The organism is Pseudomonas sp. B21-015 (assembly GCF_024749285.1).
Classification (GTDB): Bacteria; Pseudomonadota; Gammaproteobacteria; order Pseudomonadales; family Pseudomonadaceae; genus Aquipseudomonas.
This window is the reverse complement of sequence record NZ_CP087196.1, coordinates 5768423-5786229: the sequence shown is the minus strand read 5'-3', so window position 1 is coordinate 5786229 and position 17807 is coordinate 5768423. Positions and strand designations below refer to the sequence as shown.

The following is a 17807-nucleotide window of genomic DNA, read 5'->3' as shown; positions in this document are numbered from 1 at the left end:
TCACTGGCGAGGGAAGTCGTGGGGGAGTCTATCAGGCGCTGCGGGGGCTGTCGGCTCAAGAAGTCTGAACCGCTGCCCGGTTCTGCTGATCACGCTGGGCAACCCAATGCTCGATCAGGTCGCGCAGTTGCGACAGCTCGACCGGTTTGGCCATGTGCCCGTCCATGCCGGCTTGGCGCGCGCGTTCTTTGTGCTCGGCAAGGATGTGTGCGGTCAACGCCACCACGGGGGTGCGAATCCGCTGGTTGCCGACTTCCCAGGCACGCAATTGCTGGGTGGCAGAGAAACCGTCAAGGATCGGCATTTCACAGTCCATCAGCACCAGGTCGTAACGCTGGGCCTTCATCGCCACCAGGGCTTCTTCGCCATTGCTGGCGGTGTCCGGTTGCAGGTTGAGTTTGCCCAACATGCCGCGAATGACCTTGGTCGAGATGCTGTTGTCTTCGGCCACCAGAATACGGAAATCGCTCGGCACCTTGACCGGAAGGGTAGGGCCTGTGGGCAGATGCTGCGAGATGGCCGGGCCTTTGTTGCGCTGGTTCAGCTCGTCCGCAAGGGTGGTCTTGAGGGTGTAGCCGGCCACTGGCTTGGCGAGGATGCGTTTGATCCCGGAGTTACGGGCGATGATCTTGCTCGGTGCGTTGCTGATGCCGGTGAGCATGATCAGCAGAATGTCGTGGTTCAGGCTCGGGTCTTCCTTGATCTTGGCGGCCAGTTGCATGCCGGTCATGCCGGGCATGTTCTGGTCCAGCAGCACCACGTCGAAGTAATCGCGCAGGTGGGCCTTGGTGCGCAGCAGCGCCAGGGCCTCCTTGCCGGACGGAACGGCGCTGACATTCAGGCCCCAGGCGCTGCATTGCTGTACCAGCACCTTGCGACAGGTATCGTTGTCGTCCACCACCAGTACCCGTGCGCCTTGCAACGGGCTGTCCAGGTCCGAAGTCGGATGTTCGAGACGGTCCGGGTCCAGCGGCAGGGTCAGCCACAATGTGCTGCCCTGGTTGGCGCCGCTCTTGATGCCGAACTCGCCCTGCATCAAACGGATCAGCTGACGGGCAATCACCAGCCCCAGATTGCCCCCCAGGGTGCTAGCCGAGAGGAAGTGCTTGCTGTGCAGTTCGGCATGCATCAGCGCGTCGCGTTCTTGCGCTTCCATCGGCTGGCCACTGTCCTGCACGGCGATGCGCAGCCGCGGTTTGGCGCTGCGCTCATCCAGCGCGACGACGATCAGGACTTCGCCTTCGTCGGTTTTCTTCAGAGCGTTTTCCAGCAGGCTGAGCAAGGTCTGGCGCAGGCGCGTCGGATCGCCGCTGATGACCCGTGGTACCTGCGGCTGGATAAAGCTGATCAGCTCGACGTTCTGCTGTTCGGCCTTGGCGCGGAAGATGCTCAGGCAGTCTTCGATCAGGGCGTTGAGGTCGAACTGCACGTCGTCCAGTTCGATCTGCCCTGACTCAAGCTTGGAGATGTCGAGAATTTCGTTGATCAGTGTCAGCAGCTCGTTACCGGCGCTATGGATCGTCTGCACGTAGTCGCGCTGCTTGACCGACAACGGTGTGCCCAGCAGCAGTTCGGTCATGCCCAGCACGCCATTCATCGGGGTGCGGATTTCGTGGCTGATCTTCGCCAGGAACTCCGCCTTGGCATTGATTTCGGCATTGCTGGCGGCCAGGTCGCGGCTGACGCTGAAACGGTCTTCGGTGATGCTGCGCTGCCGCTCGCCCAAGGCAACACTCATCAACAGGCCACTGATACAGATAAACACCAACAGCGTGATGATCAGGCCTTGCGGGGCGACAAGGGTCAGCCCCAGCAGCGCCGGCAGGATAATCAATGTGCCGAGGTTGAACACCACCATGGCCGCCACGAACAGACGTGCCGGGCGATAACCTTTCTGCCAGTGATAGGCACTGACGAACAGCATGCTCAGGCCGGCCAGGGCAACCAGCGCGTACGTGATCAGGTTCAGCGGCAGCGTATTGACGAACAACAACAGCAGGCCGCAGGCCACGATGAACAGGATGTCCCCCAGCAGCAATTTGTTCAGCGGGTGGGGGCCGAGCGGGGCGAAGAAGCAGTAGGCGAACATCAGGCCGCAAGGTGCGGTCAGCAGCAAGGCGAGATAGGCGCCGGGGGTTTGCACGGCGTGCCAGTTCGGCAACCATGGGCCGGCCAGGTTCAGCAGCAGCACCAGGCTGAGCAGCAACAACACTTCGCACGCCGCCAGCCAGAGACTGCTGCGCGAGCGGGTGTAGGCGTAACGGGTCAGGTTATGCAGGATCAGCATCCCGATGCAGCCAAACAGCAGGCCGTAGATCAACGTCTGGCTCTGAGTGGCCGCGGTCACGACCGCCGATTGCAGGGTGATGTAAGGCCGCAACTGATGTTCGGAGACCAGCCGCAAATAGACGTCGAGGGTTTTGTCGCTTTGTGGCAGCGGCAACATGAAGTCACTGCTGGGCAGGGGACGCTCAGTCTGGGGCTGCCGGGTACCGGTATTCAGTTGATCGATCAGCTGGTCGCCGTCGAGCACATACAGATTGAGGTGCGACAGGTCGGGAGCGAATACCCGCAGCAATTGCTCGTGCTTGCCGGGCGCTAGCCTGAAACGCAGCCATAGCGCACCCTCGGGCCCGGCCGCGGTGAGGTGGTCGAGTTCGATGGGGCTGAATTGATTGGTGTAGCGGCTGGAGCGGATGTCGCTCAGCTGCAGGTCGCCCTGTTCGTCGAGCAATACCGCCCACCCACTGCCTTGCGTGGCCTGGGCCGGGAGCATGCAGAGCAAGGTCAGCAGAGTGACGGTGAAGCCTATGGCGATCCTGAGCCAGCGCACGGCGAAATCCCTTCGTAGGTTGATGCCAGAATATAACTATGCGCGGCGCCGGAATAGTCCGGCAAGGGCCGCAAGCCCTTGCCTGGCCGAATGGATGGCTTATTCCTGATTTTCGCCACGCTCACGGGCAATGGCACGGTAGCCAATGTCCTTGCGGTAGAAGCAGCCTTCCCAGTCGATTTTAGCCGCCAGTTTGTAAGCCTGCTGCTGGGCTGCGTCGACGCTGGCGCCCATGGCGGTTGCACACAGCACTCGACCACCGGCTGTCACCACCTGACCGTCCTTGAGTGCAGTACCGGCATGGAAGACTTTGCCTTCCAGTGCCGCGGCTGCATCCAGACCGTTGATGGCGACGCCTTTGGCGTAGTCACCCGGGTAACCGCCAGCGGCCAATACGATACCGACGCTCGGACGTGGATCCCATTGTGCTTCGACCTTGTCCAGCGCTTGCGCCAGGGCAGCTTCGACCAGCAACACCAGGCTCGACTGCAAACGCAGCATCACCGGTTGGGTCTCAGGATCGCCGAAACGGCAGTTGAACTCGATGACTTTTGGGTTACCAGCCTTGTCGATCATCAGGCCGGCATAGAGGAAACCGGTGTAAACGTTACCTTCCTCGGCCATGCCGCGCACGGTCGGCCAGATCACCAGGTCCATGACCCGCTGATGGACTTCGGTCGTGACGACCGGAGCCGGGGAGTAAGCGCCCATGCCGCCGGTGTTCGGACCGGTGTCACCGTCGCCGACGCGTTTATGGTCCTGGCTGGTGGCCATCGGCAGCACGTTCTTGCCATCGACCATGACGATGAAACTGGCTTCTTCGCCGTCCAGGAACTCTTCGATCACCACACGGGAACCGGCGTCGCCGAATGCGTTGCCAGCCAGCATGTCGCGCACGGCGTCTTCGGCTTCGGCCAATGTCATGGCCACGATCACGCCTTTACCGGCGGCCAGGCCGTCGGCCTTGATCACGATCGGTGCGCCTTTCTCACGCAGATAAGCCAGGGCTGGCTCGATCTCGGTGAAGTTCTGATAATCGGCGGTCGGGATCTTGTGGCGCGCCAGGAAGTCCTTGGTGAAGGCTTTCGAACCTTCCAGCTGAGCAGCGCCAGCGGTCGGGCCGAAGCAATCCAGGCCACGGGAGCGGAACAGATCGACAACGCCGGCGACCAGCGGTACTTCCGGGCCGACGATGGTCAGGGAAACGTTTTTCTCCGCGAAATCTGCAAGCTGCTCGAGGGCCAGCACGTCGATGGCGACGTTCTCGCACTTGGCTTCAATGGCGGTGCCGGCGTTGCCCGGGGCAACGAAAACCTTTTGCACGCGCGGATCCTGAGCCACTTTCCAGGCCAGGGCGTGTTCACGGCCACCGCTGCCAATGATCAAAACATTCATTTCAAAAAACCTCGGATGACGCTAATTCTGTGGGGACTGATCGTTCCCATGCTCTGCGTGGGAATGCCTCTACGGACGCTCTGCGTCCGAGGGACGCGGAGCGTCCCGGGCTGCGTGCCCACGCAGAGCGTGGGTACGATCAAACAAAGAAATCAGTGACGGAAGTGGCGCATGCCGGTGAATACCATCGCGATGCCGGCTTCATCCGCCGCAGCAATCACTTCAGCATCACGCATCGAACCACCCGGCTGAATCACAGCAGTCACGCCAGCCTTGGCCGCATTGTCCAGACCATCGCGGAACGGGAAGAACGCGTCGGAAGCCATCACCGAGCCGGCTACCTGCAAACCTGCGTGTTCAGCCTTGATCGCGGCGATGCGCGCGGAGTTCACGCGGCTCATCTGGCCGGCGCCGACACCGATGGTCTGACGGTTCTTGGCGTAGACGATGGCGTTGGACTTGACGTACTTGGCGACTTTCCAGGCGAAGATCAGGTCATTGATTTCCTGTTCGGTTGGCGCGCGCTTGGTCACCACTTTCAGGTCTTCACTGCCGATCATGCCGATGTCGCGGCTTTGCACCAGCAAACCGCCGTTGACGCGTTTGTAGTCCCAGGCCGGAACGCGGTCAGCCGACCACTCGCCGCAGGCCAGCAGGCGTACGTTGGCTTTTGCAGCCACGATGGCGCGGGCTTCCGGGCTGACGGACGGGGCGATGATCACTTCGACGAACTGACGCTCGACGATGGCTTTTGCGGTTTCAGCATCCAGCTCGCGGTTGAACGCGATGATGCCGCCGAACGCGGACTCGGTGTCGGTGGCGTAGGCCAGTTCGTAGGCCTGACGGATACCGCCTTCGGCGTCCGGGCTCACGGCCACGCCGCACGGGTTGGCATGCTTGACGATCACGCAGGCCGGCTTGACGAAGCTCTTCACGCATTCCAGCGCGGCGTCGGTGTCGGCCACGTTGTTGAACGACAGCTCCTTGCCTTGCAGTTGGGTCGCGGTGGCGATGCCGACTTCGGCAGGCTTGGCTTCAACGTAGAACGCCGCGCTCTGGTGCGGGTTCTCGCCGTAGCGCATTTCCTGAGCCTTGATGAACTGGCTGTTGAAGGTGCGCGGGAATTCGCTGCGACCTTCTGTGCTGAGGGTTTCAGCCGCCTGATTCACGGTGCCCATGTAGTTGGCGATCATGCCGTCGTAGGCGGCGGTGTGTTCGAAGGCCTTGAGCATCAGGTCGAAACGCTGAGCATAGGTCAGGCCGCCGGCCTTGAGGTTTTCCAGGACGTTGGCGTAATCGCTGGCATTCACCACGATTGCCACGTCTTTGTGGTTCTTGGCTGCCGAACGGACCATGGTCGGGCCGCCGATGTCGATGTTCTCGATCGCGGTCGGCAGGTCGCAGCCTGGCTTGTTGATGGTGGCTTCGAACGGGTACAGGTTGACCGCTACCAGGTCGATCGGCTTGATGCCGTGCTCGTTCATGATGGCATCGTCGATACCGCGACGACCGAGGATCCCGCCGTGGATTTTCGGGTGCAGGGTTTTCACCCGACCGTCCATCATTTCTGCGAAACCGGTGTAATCCGCGACTTCCACTGCGGCAACGCCGTTGTCGCGCAGCAGCTTGAATGTCCCGCCGGTGGAGAGGATTTCGACGCCCAGGGCTTCGAGCTCTTTGGCGAATTCGAGAATCCCGGTCTTGTCGGAAACGCTGATCAAGGCGCGGCGGATCGGCAGGCGGGTAGTCTGGTCGGTCATTTCAATGTCCATCAAAAGCAAAGGAGTCAGCAAAAAAGGCGACCGGTTTACGCAGGCGCCTTTCTGGTTTGATTGAATGCTTACAGCAAATCGTATTGCTTGAGTTTCTTGCGCAGGGTGCCCCGGTTCAGCCCGAGCAGCTCGCTGGCCTTGGTCTGGTTGCCCTTGACGTAGTTCATCACGCTTTCGAGCAGGGGAGCCTCGACTTCGGAGAGCACCAGGTTGTACACATCCGTGACGGCAGCGCCCTCAAGGTGGGCGAAATAATTGTGCAGCGCCTTCTCGACACTCCCGCGAAGGGTCTGACCTTCTTCGCTCGGCGTATTGAGGTGCTGTTTCAAATTCACGTTGTCGCTCACGGGTGTTGTTCCACTCACTAAAGTCTCGGTCATCATCGTCATGCAGCCACCCCTTCTCCGTCCCCTGTCAGGCTCTTGTAGCGTTCGGCGAAGAAGGCCCGAACGTAGGCGCATTGTGCTTCCGTATCTTCCAAACGATTGAAGTGGGCGCGGAACTCCCTGGCGCCCGGCAAGGTTGCGAGATACCAGCCCACATGCTTGCGAGCTATGCGCACGCCCATGACGTCGCCATAGAAGGCATGCAGCGCGGCCAGATGCTCAAGCAGAATACATTCCACCTCGATCAGTTCCGGTGCCGGGAGTTTTTCGCCGGTACGCAGATAATGGTCGATTTCACGAAAAATCCATGGCTGCCCCTGGGCAGCCCGACCCACCAACAGGCCATCGGCACCAGTCGCGTCAAGCACGTACCGGGCCTTCTCGGGTGAGTCGATATCGCCGTTGGCGAAGACCGGAATCGACACCGCCTGCTTGATCGCGGCAATGGTGTCGTACTCGGCTTCACCGGTGTACAGATCGGCGCGGGTGCGGCCATGCACCGCCAGCGCCGTAATGCCTGCCTGTTCGGCGATCTTCGCCACCGTCAGACCGTTCTTGTTCGCCCGGTCCCAGCCGGTGCGGATCTTCAGGGTGACCGGCACATCGACTGCGGCCACCACGGCCTGCAGGATCTCGGTCACCAATGCTTCATCCTTCAACAGGGCGGAACCGGCGGCCTTGTTACAGACCTTCTTCGCCGGACAGCCCATGTTGATATCAATAATCTGTGCACCCAGCTCGACGTTGGCCCGGGCCGCATCCGCCAGCATCTGCGCATCACCACCGGCGATCTGAACCGAGCGTGGCTCGGGATCGCCTTCGTGGATCATGCGCATCCGCGATTTGCGGGTATTCCACAAGCTCATGTCGCTGGTGACCATTTCCGAGACTACAAGACCCGCGCCCAGCCGCTTGCACAGCTGACGAAAGGGTTGGTCGGTGACACCCGCCATTGGGGCGAGGATCAAGCCGTTGTGCAATGTATATGGACCGATGCGTACCGCCGACATAGGACTTCCCTGTTGTGGGGCCGGATCATGAGAGTTCGAAAAAGGGTTGGCATGATACCCGCTCTCGATGACTGGATAAAGGCTGAATTGAACAAAATCTGAACAGTTAATTCGTTATCGCCAGCGGTTTGGTTGGAACGGTCTAAGTCAGGAAACCGCCGTCAAGCCCGTAACGCTCGAGCGTTTCACTCGGGAGAGTGGAAGCTCAGGCTGTAGTTCACCGCTTTGGGGCCTGGATCGAGAATGTCCAGCGCGATGTGGATCGGCGTTTGCGGCGGCATTTCCGCCAAGCCTTCAAGATCGCCGTTGAGGTACTCGCCGGGCTTGAAGCGGCGGCTGGCGATCAGGTGGCCGTTGAGGTCGGCAAAGCGCAGTTCCAGCAGCGGGAACGGCTGGGAGAAGGGGGCGCGGTTGTAGATGATGGCGTCGACCACCAGCGCACCGTTGAAGTCCGGGTGGCTGCGAACCACCAGGTTGCTGCTTTTGACTTTGGCGATGTCGACCTTGGACGGCACCGTGCAGCCGATGTGCGGGCACAGTTGCTGGAACCATGGACGGTACTGGTCCTGACGAGCCAGTTCGTCGAAGTGGTAGGCGACGTATTGACCGACGAGGCCGGCGGCACCGAGCAGGATCAGCAGCAACCAGAAAAAGCGCCGACCCCAGGGGGAGCGACGTCGTTGCCAATCGAGTTGCAACGGGTCGTCGGTCAGGTCCTGCAGCACTTCAGCGCGCAGGGCTGGTTCGCTGCGTTCGCGTCGCTTGCGCAGGGGTTCGACCGAGGGCAGGTCGTCGTCGATCTCGTCGGTTGTCGCCGACAGGCCGCCAAAGGGGATTGGGGCGTCGAGCGGGTCGTGCAGGCGCAGCTGTTGTATCTGGGGCTCGTCGTTCGGCTCCACGGGCTCCAGGGACAGCGAAGGCTCGGTGCGCGCGTGTTTGCCAGGCTCGATCGTCGGTTCTGGCATCGGCGCGTCGGCGGCTTGTGCGCGATCGGCGGCTGACTCACTGAAGAGACTGTCGGACCAGGGGGCTTCGTCGTGCTCGGCGTTATCACGGCGAGCGCTGAGGCTGTCTTCGCGGGGCCGACCGAATTCCGTTGTTGGCTGGATTTCCCGCTGTTCGAGCCGGGCAAGCTCTTCGTCCAGGTCCAGGCTGTCCAGATCCATTTCGGCAGCGGTCCATTGCTTTTGGCTGATGGCCCGCTGTACCGGCGGTTCGACGGGTGCCGGTGCAACCGGTTTGACCGCTTCCTTGCCGGCTGCTCGTTGCTCGAGCAACTGCCTGGCGGCGTTGAACACCTGCAAGCACGAGCCGCAACGAACCACTCCGCGGGCCACGCTCAACTGAGCATGGCTGACACGGAAGCTGGTTTGGCAATGCGGGCACTGGGTGACGAAGCTGTCGGTCATGCGGCAATCCGGTTTATGCAGGCACTCATTCTAGCGCCGACGGCCAGTGATGCGCACCCAGCCATCGCGATTGGCAATCGGGTCCAGATCGAAGTCCTGAGCGTAAGCGGCGGCAACTTCCTCGCCCTGTTCGGCGAGGATGCCCGACAGCGCCAGGCGACCGCCCGGCTTGACCAGGCTGGACAGTTGCGGCGCCAGGGAAACCAGCGGGCCGGCGAGGATGTTGGCGACCAGTACGTCGGCTTGAACCTGCGGCAGGTCTTGCGGCAGATACAGCGGGAACAGCGCTTCGGCAATGTTGTTGCGCCCGGCATTGTCGCGGGAGGCTTCCAGCGCCTGCACGTCGATATCGGTGCCGACGGCTTCCTTGGCGCCCAGCAACAGGGCGGCAATCGCCAAAATCCCCGATCCGCAACCGAAGTCCAGCACGTTGCAACCCTTGAGGTCCTGGCCGTCGAGCCATTCCAGGCACAGCGCGGTGGTGGGGTGAGTGCCGGTGCCGAACGCCAGGCCCGGGTCCAGCAGCAGGTTCACTGCGTCAGGCTCGGGCGCGGCGTGCCAGCTCGGGACGATCCACAGGCGCTGGCCGAAGCGCATCGGCTGGAAACCATCCATCCAGCTGCGTTCCCAGTCCTGGTCTTCGATCACTTCGCTGTGATGTTCGGGCAGCGGGCTGCCGGTCAGCAACTCGAGGTGGGCCAGCACGCTGGCGGCTTCGGTGCCACCTTCGAACAGGGCCAGCAGGTGCGTGTGCGACCACAGCGGGGTGGTGTTGAGTTCTGGCTCGAAGATCGGCTGATCTTCGGCATCCATGAAGGTCACCGACACGGCGCCCACTTCAAGGAAAGCGTCTTCGTAGGTTTCGGCTTGTTCTGGGCTGATGGCGAGACGGACTTGCAGCCAAGGCATGGCGGGCACCTTTGAAAAATATAGATTGCAGCCTAGCGGGCTGCGAGAAGCGCGCAAGTTTACGCGAGCGCGAGGCAGAAGACGACAAGGCCGATACGTGCATGCTTTTTTGTAGGGCCGAGGCTATCTCCAGAAACAACAAAGCCGCTCGAAAGCGGCTTTGTCGCTGGATCACATCTTAATGCTGGCTCCCTGCATTATTGGCTTTGAGCCATTGCAAGCCTTTGTTCGTCAGGCGATAGCGTTGCAGACGGCTGTTAGGTTGTTCGGGCAGCGTCATTTCAAGGGTCCCGGCAGCGATTGCCGGTAGTATGTAAGCCTTGCGAAAGTGGTCGGCATTTTTCAGGCTCATGGCGGTTTGAAGTTCTTGTCGGCTCATCTCACCGTCAATGACCTTCAGCAGCGCAGCGACTTCCATGGTGACTTCCATGGTGACTTCCATGGTGACTTCCCCGGTCGTTGCATCAGTCTTCTGCGATTGAGGGTGTGCGGACAGCCTCACGACGTACGAGATCCGGTCGTCGTCGCTTTCAAATAGTGGTGCGGGCGAACCATTGGCAGCCATGACCTTGAGGATTTTTGGGATCCCGGTCGAGCGGCCTTCGGTCAGGTCCAGCTCTTTCAAGAACTCCCCGATTCGCCGGTTGCGGTAGCGGCGGCTAACGGCGCGACCGGCTCGCAGGTCCTCCAGGCGGATTGAACGGTCGGGTCCCGGGAAACTCAAAATCACCAGCTCCTCCTGGCTGATGCGGACCTCGATCGGTTCGCGTTCTTCGTAGGAGCGGTGATACACGGCATTGACCAAAGCTTCTTCAATCGCCCCGTAGGGGAAGTTCCAGATCCTTGTGGCCTCGGCACGGTCTGGGTGTTTGATAACCGTTTGATGCAGGTAATTACGCTGGATGTAGGCCAAAGCCTCACGGGTCATGGTTGCTAGAGGGCCTTTGAAGATTTTTTCGTCAAAACGGTCGCCGCCAGCACCTTCGGGAAACCAGAGCACATCAATCTGGGTGCCGGGAAAGAACTGTTCCGGGGCGTTGCTGAAGAACATCAGACCCACATTCTTGGGCCACGGCGATTCAGTTGGGCCACCCACGACGTTCATTTGTCGGCCTAGCGCCTCGGTAGACAGGTGGTCGGCGTCTTCTGCGAGGGCGCTGCCAATCTCTTGCAGGAAGTTTTGCATCAACGGTTTGGACAGGTCGCTGACGCTGGCCCCCAAGTGGAAGCGATCATCGAAAGGCACCTTGGCAGTAAGGCTCAAGAGTTCCTGCTCAGCTTCTCCCTTGGCTTCCACTGTGCTGCTGTAGCGGCGGATGTAGTAATGCAGGCTCCGGTGTTTGGCTGTCACCGCCGCCGGGGCTTTATACGGGCGATTTTGCCCGCCCGGCGCCCACAATACGATCAGCTTGCGGCCTTCGACTTCTTCCACGCTCAGTACTGGAAAATAGGCGGGTTGAATCGATTGGCAAGCTGCTAACAGTTCAAGTTGGATCTTGTCGAGCATCTGATCAGCAAGGCCCGACGGTGGAAAAACCGGCTGACCGTTGGCGTCGCAATCTTGCCCAATCACCACATAGCCACCGCCCAGGTTTTCAAAGTCATTGGCGAAGGCGCAGAGCGTGCGAATGATCGGGTCAGGATTCCAGCCCGTTTTGTATTCGATTCGCTCACCCTCGACTGTCCGCTGACGCAGCAGGTCGTTCAGATTTATTGGTAGTTTTTCAGGCATGGGCGGGCTCTGGTTTGTGGCGGTGCGCTGATTAAAGGGGCGATTATAGCCAGCCCGGACATGCTAGTTCTTGCCAGTTAAACACCACAGAGATGGATGAAACCTCCAGAAACAACAAAGCCGCTCGAAAGCGGCTTTGTTGGTATGGATCACAGCTTAATGCTTTTCGCCAGCCAGCTTGTGTTCCAGGTAGTGGATGTTGATTCCACCTTTGCAGAAGCCTTCATCGCGGACCAGATCGCGGTGCAGCGGGATGTTGGTCTTGATCCCGTCGACAACGATTTCGTCCAGCGCATTGCGCATGCGCGCCATGGCTTCGTCACGGGTTGCGCCGTAGGTGATCAGCTTGCCGATCAACGAATCGTAGTTCGGCGGAACGGCATAGCCACTGTACAGGTGCGAATCGACGCGAACGCCGTTGCCGCCTGGTGCGTGGAAATGCTTGACCGTGCCTGGGCTAGGCATGAAGGTTTTCGGGTCTTCGGCGTTGATCCGGCATTCCAGCGCGTGACCGCGGATAACGACGTCATCCTGGGTGTACGACAGCTTGTTGCCAGCGGCGATGCTGAGCATCTCCTTGACGATGTCGATGCCGGTGACCATTTCCGAAACCGGGTGCTCAACCTGAACGCGGGTGTTCATTTCGATGAAATAGAACGCGCCGTTCTCGTACAGGAACTCGAAAGTACCCGCACCACGGTAGTTGATGTCGATGCAAGCCTTGACGCAGCGAGCGAGGACTTCAGCGCGTGCTTTCTCGTCGATGCCCGGTGCTGGCGCTTCTTCGAGAACCTTCTGGTGACGACGTTGCAGCGAGCAATCGCGGTCGCCCAAATGGATAGCATGGCCTTGGCCATCGGAAAGCACCTGAACTTCCACGTGACGTGGGTTGGTCAGGAATTTTTCCAGATAGACCATCGGGTTGCCGAACGCCGCGCCTGCTTCGGTGCGGGTCAGTTTGGCGAAGGAGATCAGGTCTTCTTCTTTATGCACAACGCGCATGCCGCGACCACCACCGCCGCCAGCGGCTTTGATGATCACCGGGTAACCGACTTCGCGACCGATGCGCAGAGCGGTTTCTTCGTCTTCAGGCAGCGGGCCGTCGGAGCCCGGAACGGTTGGAACGCCGGCGGCGATCATGGCGTGCTTGGCCGATACCTTGTCGCCCATCAGGCGAATGGTGTCGGCTTTCGGGCCAATGAACGCGAAGCCGGAGTTCTCGACCTGTTCGGCAAAGTCGGCGTTTTCCGCAAGGAAACCGTAGCCTGGGTGAATGGCGGTAGCGCCGGTCACTTCAGCCGCGGCGATGATGGCCGGAATGTGTAGGTAAGAGTGCGCGGCCGAGGCCGGGCCGATGCAGACTGATTCGTCTGCCAGGCCCAGGTGCATCAGCTCTTTGTCGGCCTTGGAGTAAACGGCGACAGTCTTGATGCCCATCTCTTTGCAGGCACGCAGAATCCGCAGGGCAATCTCACCGCGGTTGGCGATCAGAACTTTTTCCAACTTCGCAGTCATCAAAGTTTCTCCGCGGTTCAAACGATGGTGAACAGCGGTTGGTCGTACTCAACCGGCTGGCCGTCTTCGACAAGGATGGATTCGATCACACCGCTGGTTTCAGCTTCGATGTGGTTCATCATCTTCATGGCTTCGACGATGCACAGGGTGTCGCCTTTCTTCACGGTCTGGCCGACTTCAACGAAGGACGGCGAGCTTGGCGAAGATTTGCGATAGAAGGTGCCGACCATTGGCGAACGGGCAACGTTGCCGTTCAGCGTTGGGGCAGCCGGAGCCGCAGGGGCGGCAGCGGCAACCGGAGCGGCAGCCACAGGCGCGGCAACCGGAGCAGGCATTGGAGCCGGTGCGTAGTACTGCTGAGCCGGCGTCTTGCTGTGACGGCTGATGCGTACGGACTCTTCGCCTTCCTTGATCTCGAGCTCGTCGATGCCGGACTCTTCCAGCAGTTCGATCAGTTTCTTAACTTTACGGATATCCATGAATCATCAACTCCCAAGGGTCGGTCAGGGGCGTTACGCTTGTTGTTCAAGCTGTTGCCGGTCTTTCAAGCTGTTCTAGGGCGGCCTCCAGGGCCAGTCGATAACCGCTGGCGCCAAGGCCGCAGATCACTCCCACCGCTACGTCGGAGAAGTAAGAGTGATGGCGGAAAGGTTCGCGTTTGTGCACGTTAGACAAATGCACTTCGATGAATGGGATGCTCACCGCCAGCAGCGCGTCACGTAATGCGACACTTGTGTGCGTAAAAGCTGCTGGATTGATCAGAATGAAGTCCACACCTTCGCCGCGAGCAGCGTGGATGCGGTCAATCAATTCGTACTCGGCGTTGCTTTGCAGGTAGAGCAAATGGTGGCCGGCATTGCGCGCCCGCTGTTCCAGATCCTGGTTGATTTGCGCCAGGGTGGTTGCACCGTAGACGCCCGGTTCCCGGGTGCCGAGCAGGTTCAGGTTCGGGCCGTGCAAAACCAATAGGGTCGCCATCTGCTGCTCCTTTGTTATCTGTGTGCAATTGTCAGAACCCGGCGACTATGCCGCAAAGCCTTTGTGACTGTCCAGTTCTATGCAATAGCCAGCACGATGGCCGATGTTTGCGCGAAATTTGTGACCGGGTAATTAAATCCGGTCATTTGCTTTCGCAACACGTTCGGCGAAGTCCGTGGCATTGATCTCGCCGATCACTCGCACATCGGTGCGTTCGACGCCGTCCTTGCCGAAAAACATCAGCGCCGGAGGACCGAACAGCGTGTAGCGGTCGAGCAGGGCACGTTGTTCGGTATTGCTGGCGGTGATGTCGAAGCGGATCAGTCGATAGCCTTTCAGGCGTTCGACGACGTTGGCATCGTTGAGGACTTCGTGTTCGATGACTTTGCAACTGATGCACCAGTCGGCATACCAGTCGAGCAGCAGCGGTGTGCCGGCGGCTTTGGCGTCATTGAGGGCGCGATCCAGTTCGGCTGGCGTGGTGATGGTCTGCCAGTTGCTGGTGTTTTGCGGTTGATCGTTGCCCGCGACAATGCGCGGTTGGCCAATGGGGTTGAGCGGATCGGTCTGACCGCTGAGCGCGCCATACCAGCAGGCCAGCGCATAAAACAGCAGGAACATTCCCAGCAATTGCCCCAGGCGTTTTCTCGGCGGTTTATAGACGAACTCCAGCGCGCCCATGAACAACCCGACGCCACCGGCGAGCAAGCCGATCAACAGCAAGGTGATCTGGCCCGGCAACACTCGGCTGAGCAAGCCGATCGCCAGCCCCAGCAGCAAGACGCCAATCGCGTTTTTCACGTAGATCAGCCACGGCCCGCTTTTTGGCAGCCAGGCCGCACCACCGGTCGCCACCAGCAACAGTGGCGCACCCATGCCCAAGCCGAGCATGAACAGTTTCAATCCGCCGCCCAGAGCGTCGCCGCTGGCGCTGATGTACAGCAGCGCGCCGGCCAATGGTGCCGACACACAAGGCGAAACCAACAGACTGGACACCACGCCCAGCACCGCCGCGCCCCACAGCGAGCCGCCTTCGGTACGTCCGGCGATCCGGTCCAGACGGCTGCTGATGGCGTGGGGCAGTTTCAGTTCGAATACGCCAAACATGGCCAAGGCAAACACCGCGAAAAACAGCGCGAACGGCACCAGCACCCAAGCCGATTGCAAGCGCGCCTGAAGATTCAGCTGCGCGCCGAACATGCCCATCAAGGCACCGAGCAGGGCGAAACAGGCTGCCATTGGCAACACATAAGCCAGTGACAGATTGAAACCGCGTAAACCACCGACTTGCCCGCGCAGGACCACGCCGGAGAGGATCGGCAGCATCGGCAGCACGCAGGGGGTGAAGGTCAGGCCGAGGCCAGCGAGGAAGAACAGCGCCAGTTCTCGCCAGCTCCACGCTGTCGTCGCAACGCCGCTGCCATCAATGCTCAGGCGCTCGGTCTCGGGTGGGTAGCACAGGCCTTTGTCGGCGCAGCCCTGATAGGTCACGGCCAGCGTAAAGGCGCGAGAATCGGTGCGCGGCAGTTCTACATCGAGAATGCCGTGGTAAACCTCGACATCGCCGAAGTAATCATCGTGCTTTTGTTCGCCCTTGGGCAGTTGCACCGCGCCGAGGCCAACGTCGGCCGGATCGGCGCGAAACTGGAAGCGATGGCGATAAAGGTAGTAACCCTCGGTGGCGACGAAACGCAGCTTGACCGATTGCGGCGTGCTGTCTACCAGACTCAACTGAAAGGCTTCGCGCACCGGCAGGAAGTCGGCGCTGTTGTTGATCGAACCCAGGGTGGAACTGGGCCGACTGTCCAGCAAGCCGGCGGCGGTAGCCGGCAGGGCGAGCACTAAAAACAGCAGGCAGAGCAAACGGCGCATGACAATCTCGCGTATCGAAAGTGTGGGCATGATAGCGGACAGTCGCGGGGTGTGCAGGGTGGGGCGTTCTGTGGTGAATGTTCCGACGTCTTCGCGAGCAAGCCCGCTCTCACATTTAACCGAGTTCGCTCAGGGGAATGCGATCAAATGTGGGAGCAGGCCTGCTCGCGAAGGTGGCCTATCAGACGCGGAAGGCCTGAGCGACTGTATGCAGTCGTCCACCCGGCACCAACAAATTCTCCCCTTGCTCACCAGACACCTGAATGCATGAGCGGCCATGTATAGGGGGCCGCCCATGTTGCCGGATCTTGACGTTTTTTCTGGTCGCTCCGGTGGGCAGCGTCGAGCTTACTTTGTTGATTGATCGTTGGAATGGTTGCACAAGTTGATTGTTACAGGGGTGTATTGGGTGCTGTTGGTATGCCGAAACAGCGTGCTGCTGTGATACTCGTACACTTCCTGAGTGGTCGATACATTGATGACCGAGCCTTGCGCATCGACCTTTATAGCCGGATCCCGGGTGACGAGAAACGGACCGGCATTCTTTAGCTCAGATGCTATTTGTTCATCGGATGTCAGTTCGCGATAGACATAGTATCGATAGCTGAACGGCACTGTTGCTCCGCCTCGATCATCCTTGAGACCGTAGATGAAGCCATTAGCGCCAAGGGGTAGTTTGAGTACTACATCGGTCAGCACCGGGGCGCTGGAAGACATAAGCCATGTCCAGCCGATGTATGCCAGGCATACAGCCAGCAGGCAGGAGGTGACAATTGTGTAAGTATTTTTTTTTCTAGTTCCTGAACCGGGCATTGATGCGTCTGGGGGCGAAGTTGGAACTATCACGGGGCACTCCTGTTGCGCGCTCGATAAATTGAAGCGCTAAACCCTAGCATCAAAACGACTACTAAAAACCACCGCATGGATAAACAGGAGTTTTCATGCAAGGGCTTAGGTGGCGATAGTCCTGCCCGTTAGTTGCGTTCGGGCCCGCAACCCTTAGACCCGAAATGCCTGCACTGCCGTATGCAACTGCCCACCCAGCGTCAGTAAATGTTCGCCCTGGCTGCGGCCTTCACCAATCCTCAGCAAGTTATCCCCACCCAATTGATGAATCCGTTCACTGTGATCGCGAATTTCGCTGACAGCGCCGCTCTGCTGGGCGGTGACATCGGCGATGCGCACGGCGGTGTCGGAAATGGTCTGGATCGCCCCGACAATTTTATCCAGCGCGCCGTCGGCCGCCTGGGCCTGATTGGCCGTGGCTTCGGCGTGTTCGACCTGGGCGCGCATGCCTTCGACCGATTGCCGCGCGGCGGTTTGCAGGCCGGCGATCAGTGTTTGAATCTCGGCCGTGGCACCGGCGGTGCGTTGGGCCAGTGAGCGAACCTCTTCGGCCACCACCGCAAACCCCCGGCCCATTTCTCCGGCGCGGGCCGCTTCGATGGCAGCGTTCAGGGCCAGCAGGTTGGTCTGGTCGGCAATCGAGCGGATCACTGTCAGCACACCGCCGATGGTCGCTGACTCTTCAGCCAGATGTTCGATCATCTGCGCATTGCCTTGCACTTCGCCCACCAGCGCATGCAGCCCGGTGAGGCTCAGGCCGATTACTTTCTGGCCGTGCTCCACCGCAAGCCCGGCGTGGCGACTGGCGTCAGCGGCCTGACTGGCGTCACCGGCGACTTGTTGAATCGTCGCCTCGAGTTCACCGAGGGAGTCGCGGATCAGTGCCGTGTCGCCGGCCTGATGCTCGGCGCCGCTGTGCAGGTCGTTGCTCAATTCGGCCAGCGTTCGGCTGCTGCCGGCGACCTGTTCTGCGTTGAGGCGAATGGTACCTACCAGGTCGACCAGATAGGCGCGCAAGCGATTGAGCGAGGCTTGAATGTCATGCAGTTCGCGGTTGGTCGCGCCCAGTTGAATGTCGCGGCTGAAGTCGCCCTCGGCCCAGGTCGAAAGCGCCGGGGCCAGGTTGGTCAGGGTTCGGGCCAGGCGTCGC

The 17807-nt window shown here is 60.3% G+C and carries 13 protein-coding genes and 1 pseudogene; all 14 read right to left on the bottom strand.

The window, feature by feature from the left end:
• Window positions 1-55: 55 nt before the first annotated feature.
• Window positions 56-2833 (bottom strand): hybrid sensor histidine kinase/response regulator, encoded by a 2778-nt coding sequence (locus LOY38_RS26475; RefSeq protein WP_258697745.1) that lies wholly within the window; start codon window positions 2831-2833, stop codon window positions 56-58.
• A gap of 99 nt (window positions 2834-2932) precedes the next feature.
• Window positions 2933-4228: a phosphoribosylamine--glycine ligase gene (purD, locus tag LOY38_RS26470; RefSeq protein WP_258697744.1), complete on the bottom strand. Its 1296-nt coding sequence runs from the start codon at window positions 4226-4228 to the stop codon at window positions 2933-2935.
• A gap of 152 nt (window positions 4229-4380) precedes the next feature.
• The gene (purH, locus tag LOY38_RS26465; protein WP_258697743.1) at window positions 4381-5988 is read right to left on the bottom strand and encodes a bifunctional phosphoribosylaminoimidazolecarboxamide formyltransferase/IMP cyclohydrolase; all 1608 of its coding nucleotides are present in this window, start codon (window positions 5986-5988) and stop codon (window positions 4381-4383) included.
• 80 nt (window positions 5989-6068) lie between these two features.
• Complete coding sequence (fis, locus tag LOY38_RS26460) at window positions 6069-6389, bottom strand: DNA-binding transcriptional regulator Fis (RefSeq protein WP_003186237.1); 321 nt, start codon at window positions 6387-6389, stop codon at window positions 6069-6071.
• Window positions 6386-7396 carry a tRNA dihydrouridine synthase DusB gene (gene dusB / locus LOY38_RS26455; protein WP_258697742.1) on the bottom strand — a complete coding sequence of 337 codons (1011 nt, stop codon included), beginning with the start codon at window positions 7394-7396 and terminating at the stop codon, window positions 6386-6388. The genes fis and dusB overlap by 4 nt, the downstream gene beginning before the upstream one ends.
• Window positions 7397-7581: 185 nt before the next feature.
• Window positions 7582-8805 (bottom strand): DUF3426 domain-containing protein, encoded by a 1224-nt coding sequence (locus LOY38_RS26450; protein WP_258697741.1) that lies wholly within the window; start codon window positions 8803-8805, stop codon window positions 7582-7584.
• Between the two features lie 30 nt (window positions 8806-8835).
• The gene (prmA, locus tag LOY38_RS26445) at window positions 8836-9714 is read right to left on the bottom strand and encodes a 50S ribosomal protein L11 methyltransferase (protein ID WP_258697740.1); all 879 of its coding nucleotides are present in this window, start codon (window positions 9712-9714) and stop codon (window positions 8836-8838) included.
• A 178-nt stretch (window positions 9715-9892) separates the two neighbouring features.
• Window positions 9893-11446, bottom strand: coding sequence for a Fic family protein (locus LOY38_RS26440; protein WP_258697739.1), 1554 nt, complete (start codon window positions 11444-11446; stop codon window positions 9893-9895).
• Window positions 11447-11602: 156 nt separating this feature from the next.
• Window positions 11603-12961, bottom strand: coding sequence for an acetyl-CoA carboxylase biotin carboxylase subunit (accC, locus tag LOY38_RS26435; RefSeq protein WP_258697738.1), 1359 nt, complete (start codon window positions 12959-12961; stop codon window positions 11603-11605).
• Window positions 12962-12978: 17 nt separating this feature from the next.
• Window positions 12979-13440, bottom strand: coding sequence for an acetyl-CoA carboxylase biotin carboxyl carrier protein (gene accB, locus LOY38_RS26430; RefSeq protein WP_258697737.1), 462 nt, complete (start codon window positions 13438-13440; stop codon window positions 12979-12981).
• Window positions 13441-13486: 46 nt separating this feature from the next.
• Window positions 13487-13939 (bottom strand): type II 3-dehydroquinate dehydratase, encoded by a 453-nt coding sequence (aroQ, locus tag LOY38_RS26425; protein WP_123358611.1) that lies wholly within the window; start codon window positions 13937-13939, stop codon window positions 13487-13489.
• Window positions 13940-14071: 132 nt separating this feature from the next.
• Window positions 14072-15811: a protein-disulfide reductase DsbD gene (locus LOY38_RS26420; RefSeq protein WP_258697736.1), complete on the bottom strand. Its 1740-nt coding sequence runs from the start codon at window positions 15809-15811 to the stop codon at window positions 14072-14074.
• A 348-nt stretch (window positions 15812-16159) separates the two neighbouring features.
• Window positions 16160-16657 (bottom strand): hypothetical protein, encoded by a 498-nt coding sequence (locus LOY38_RS26415; protein WP_258697735.1) that lies wholly within the window; start codon window positions 16655-16657, stop codon window positions 16160-16162.
• Window positions 16658-16810: 153 nt separating this feature from the next.
• A pseudogene (locus tag LOY38_RS30440) lies at window positions 16811-17317 on the bottom strand (methyl-accepting chemotaxis protein); the annotation flags it as partial.
• Between the last annotated feature and the right edge of the window lie 490 nt (window positions 17318-17807).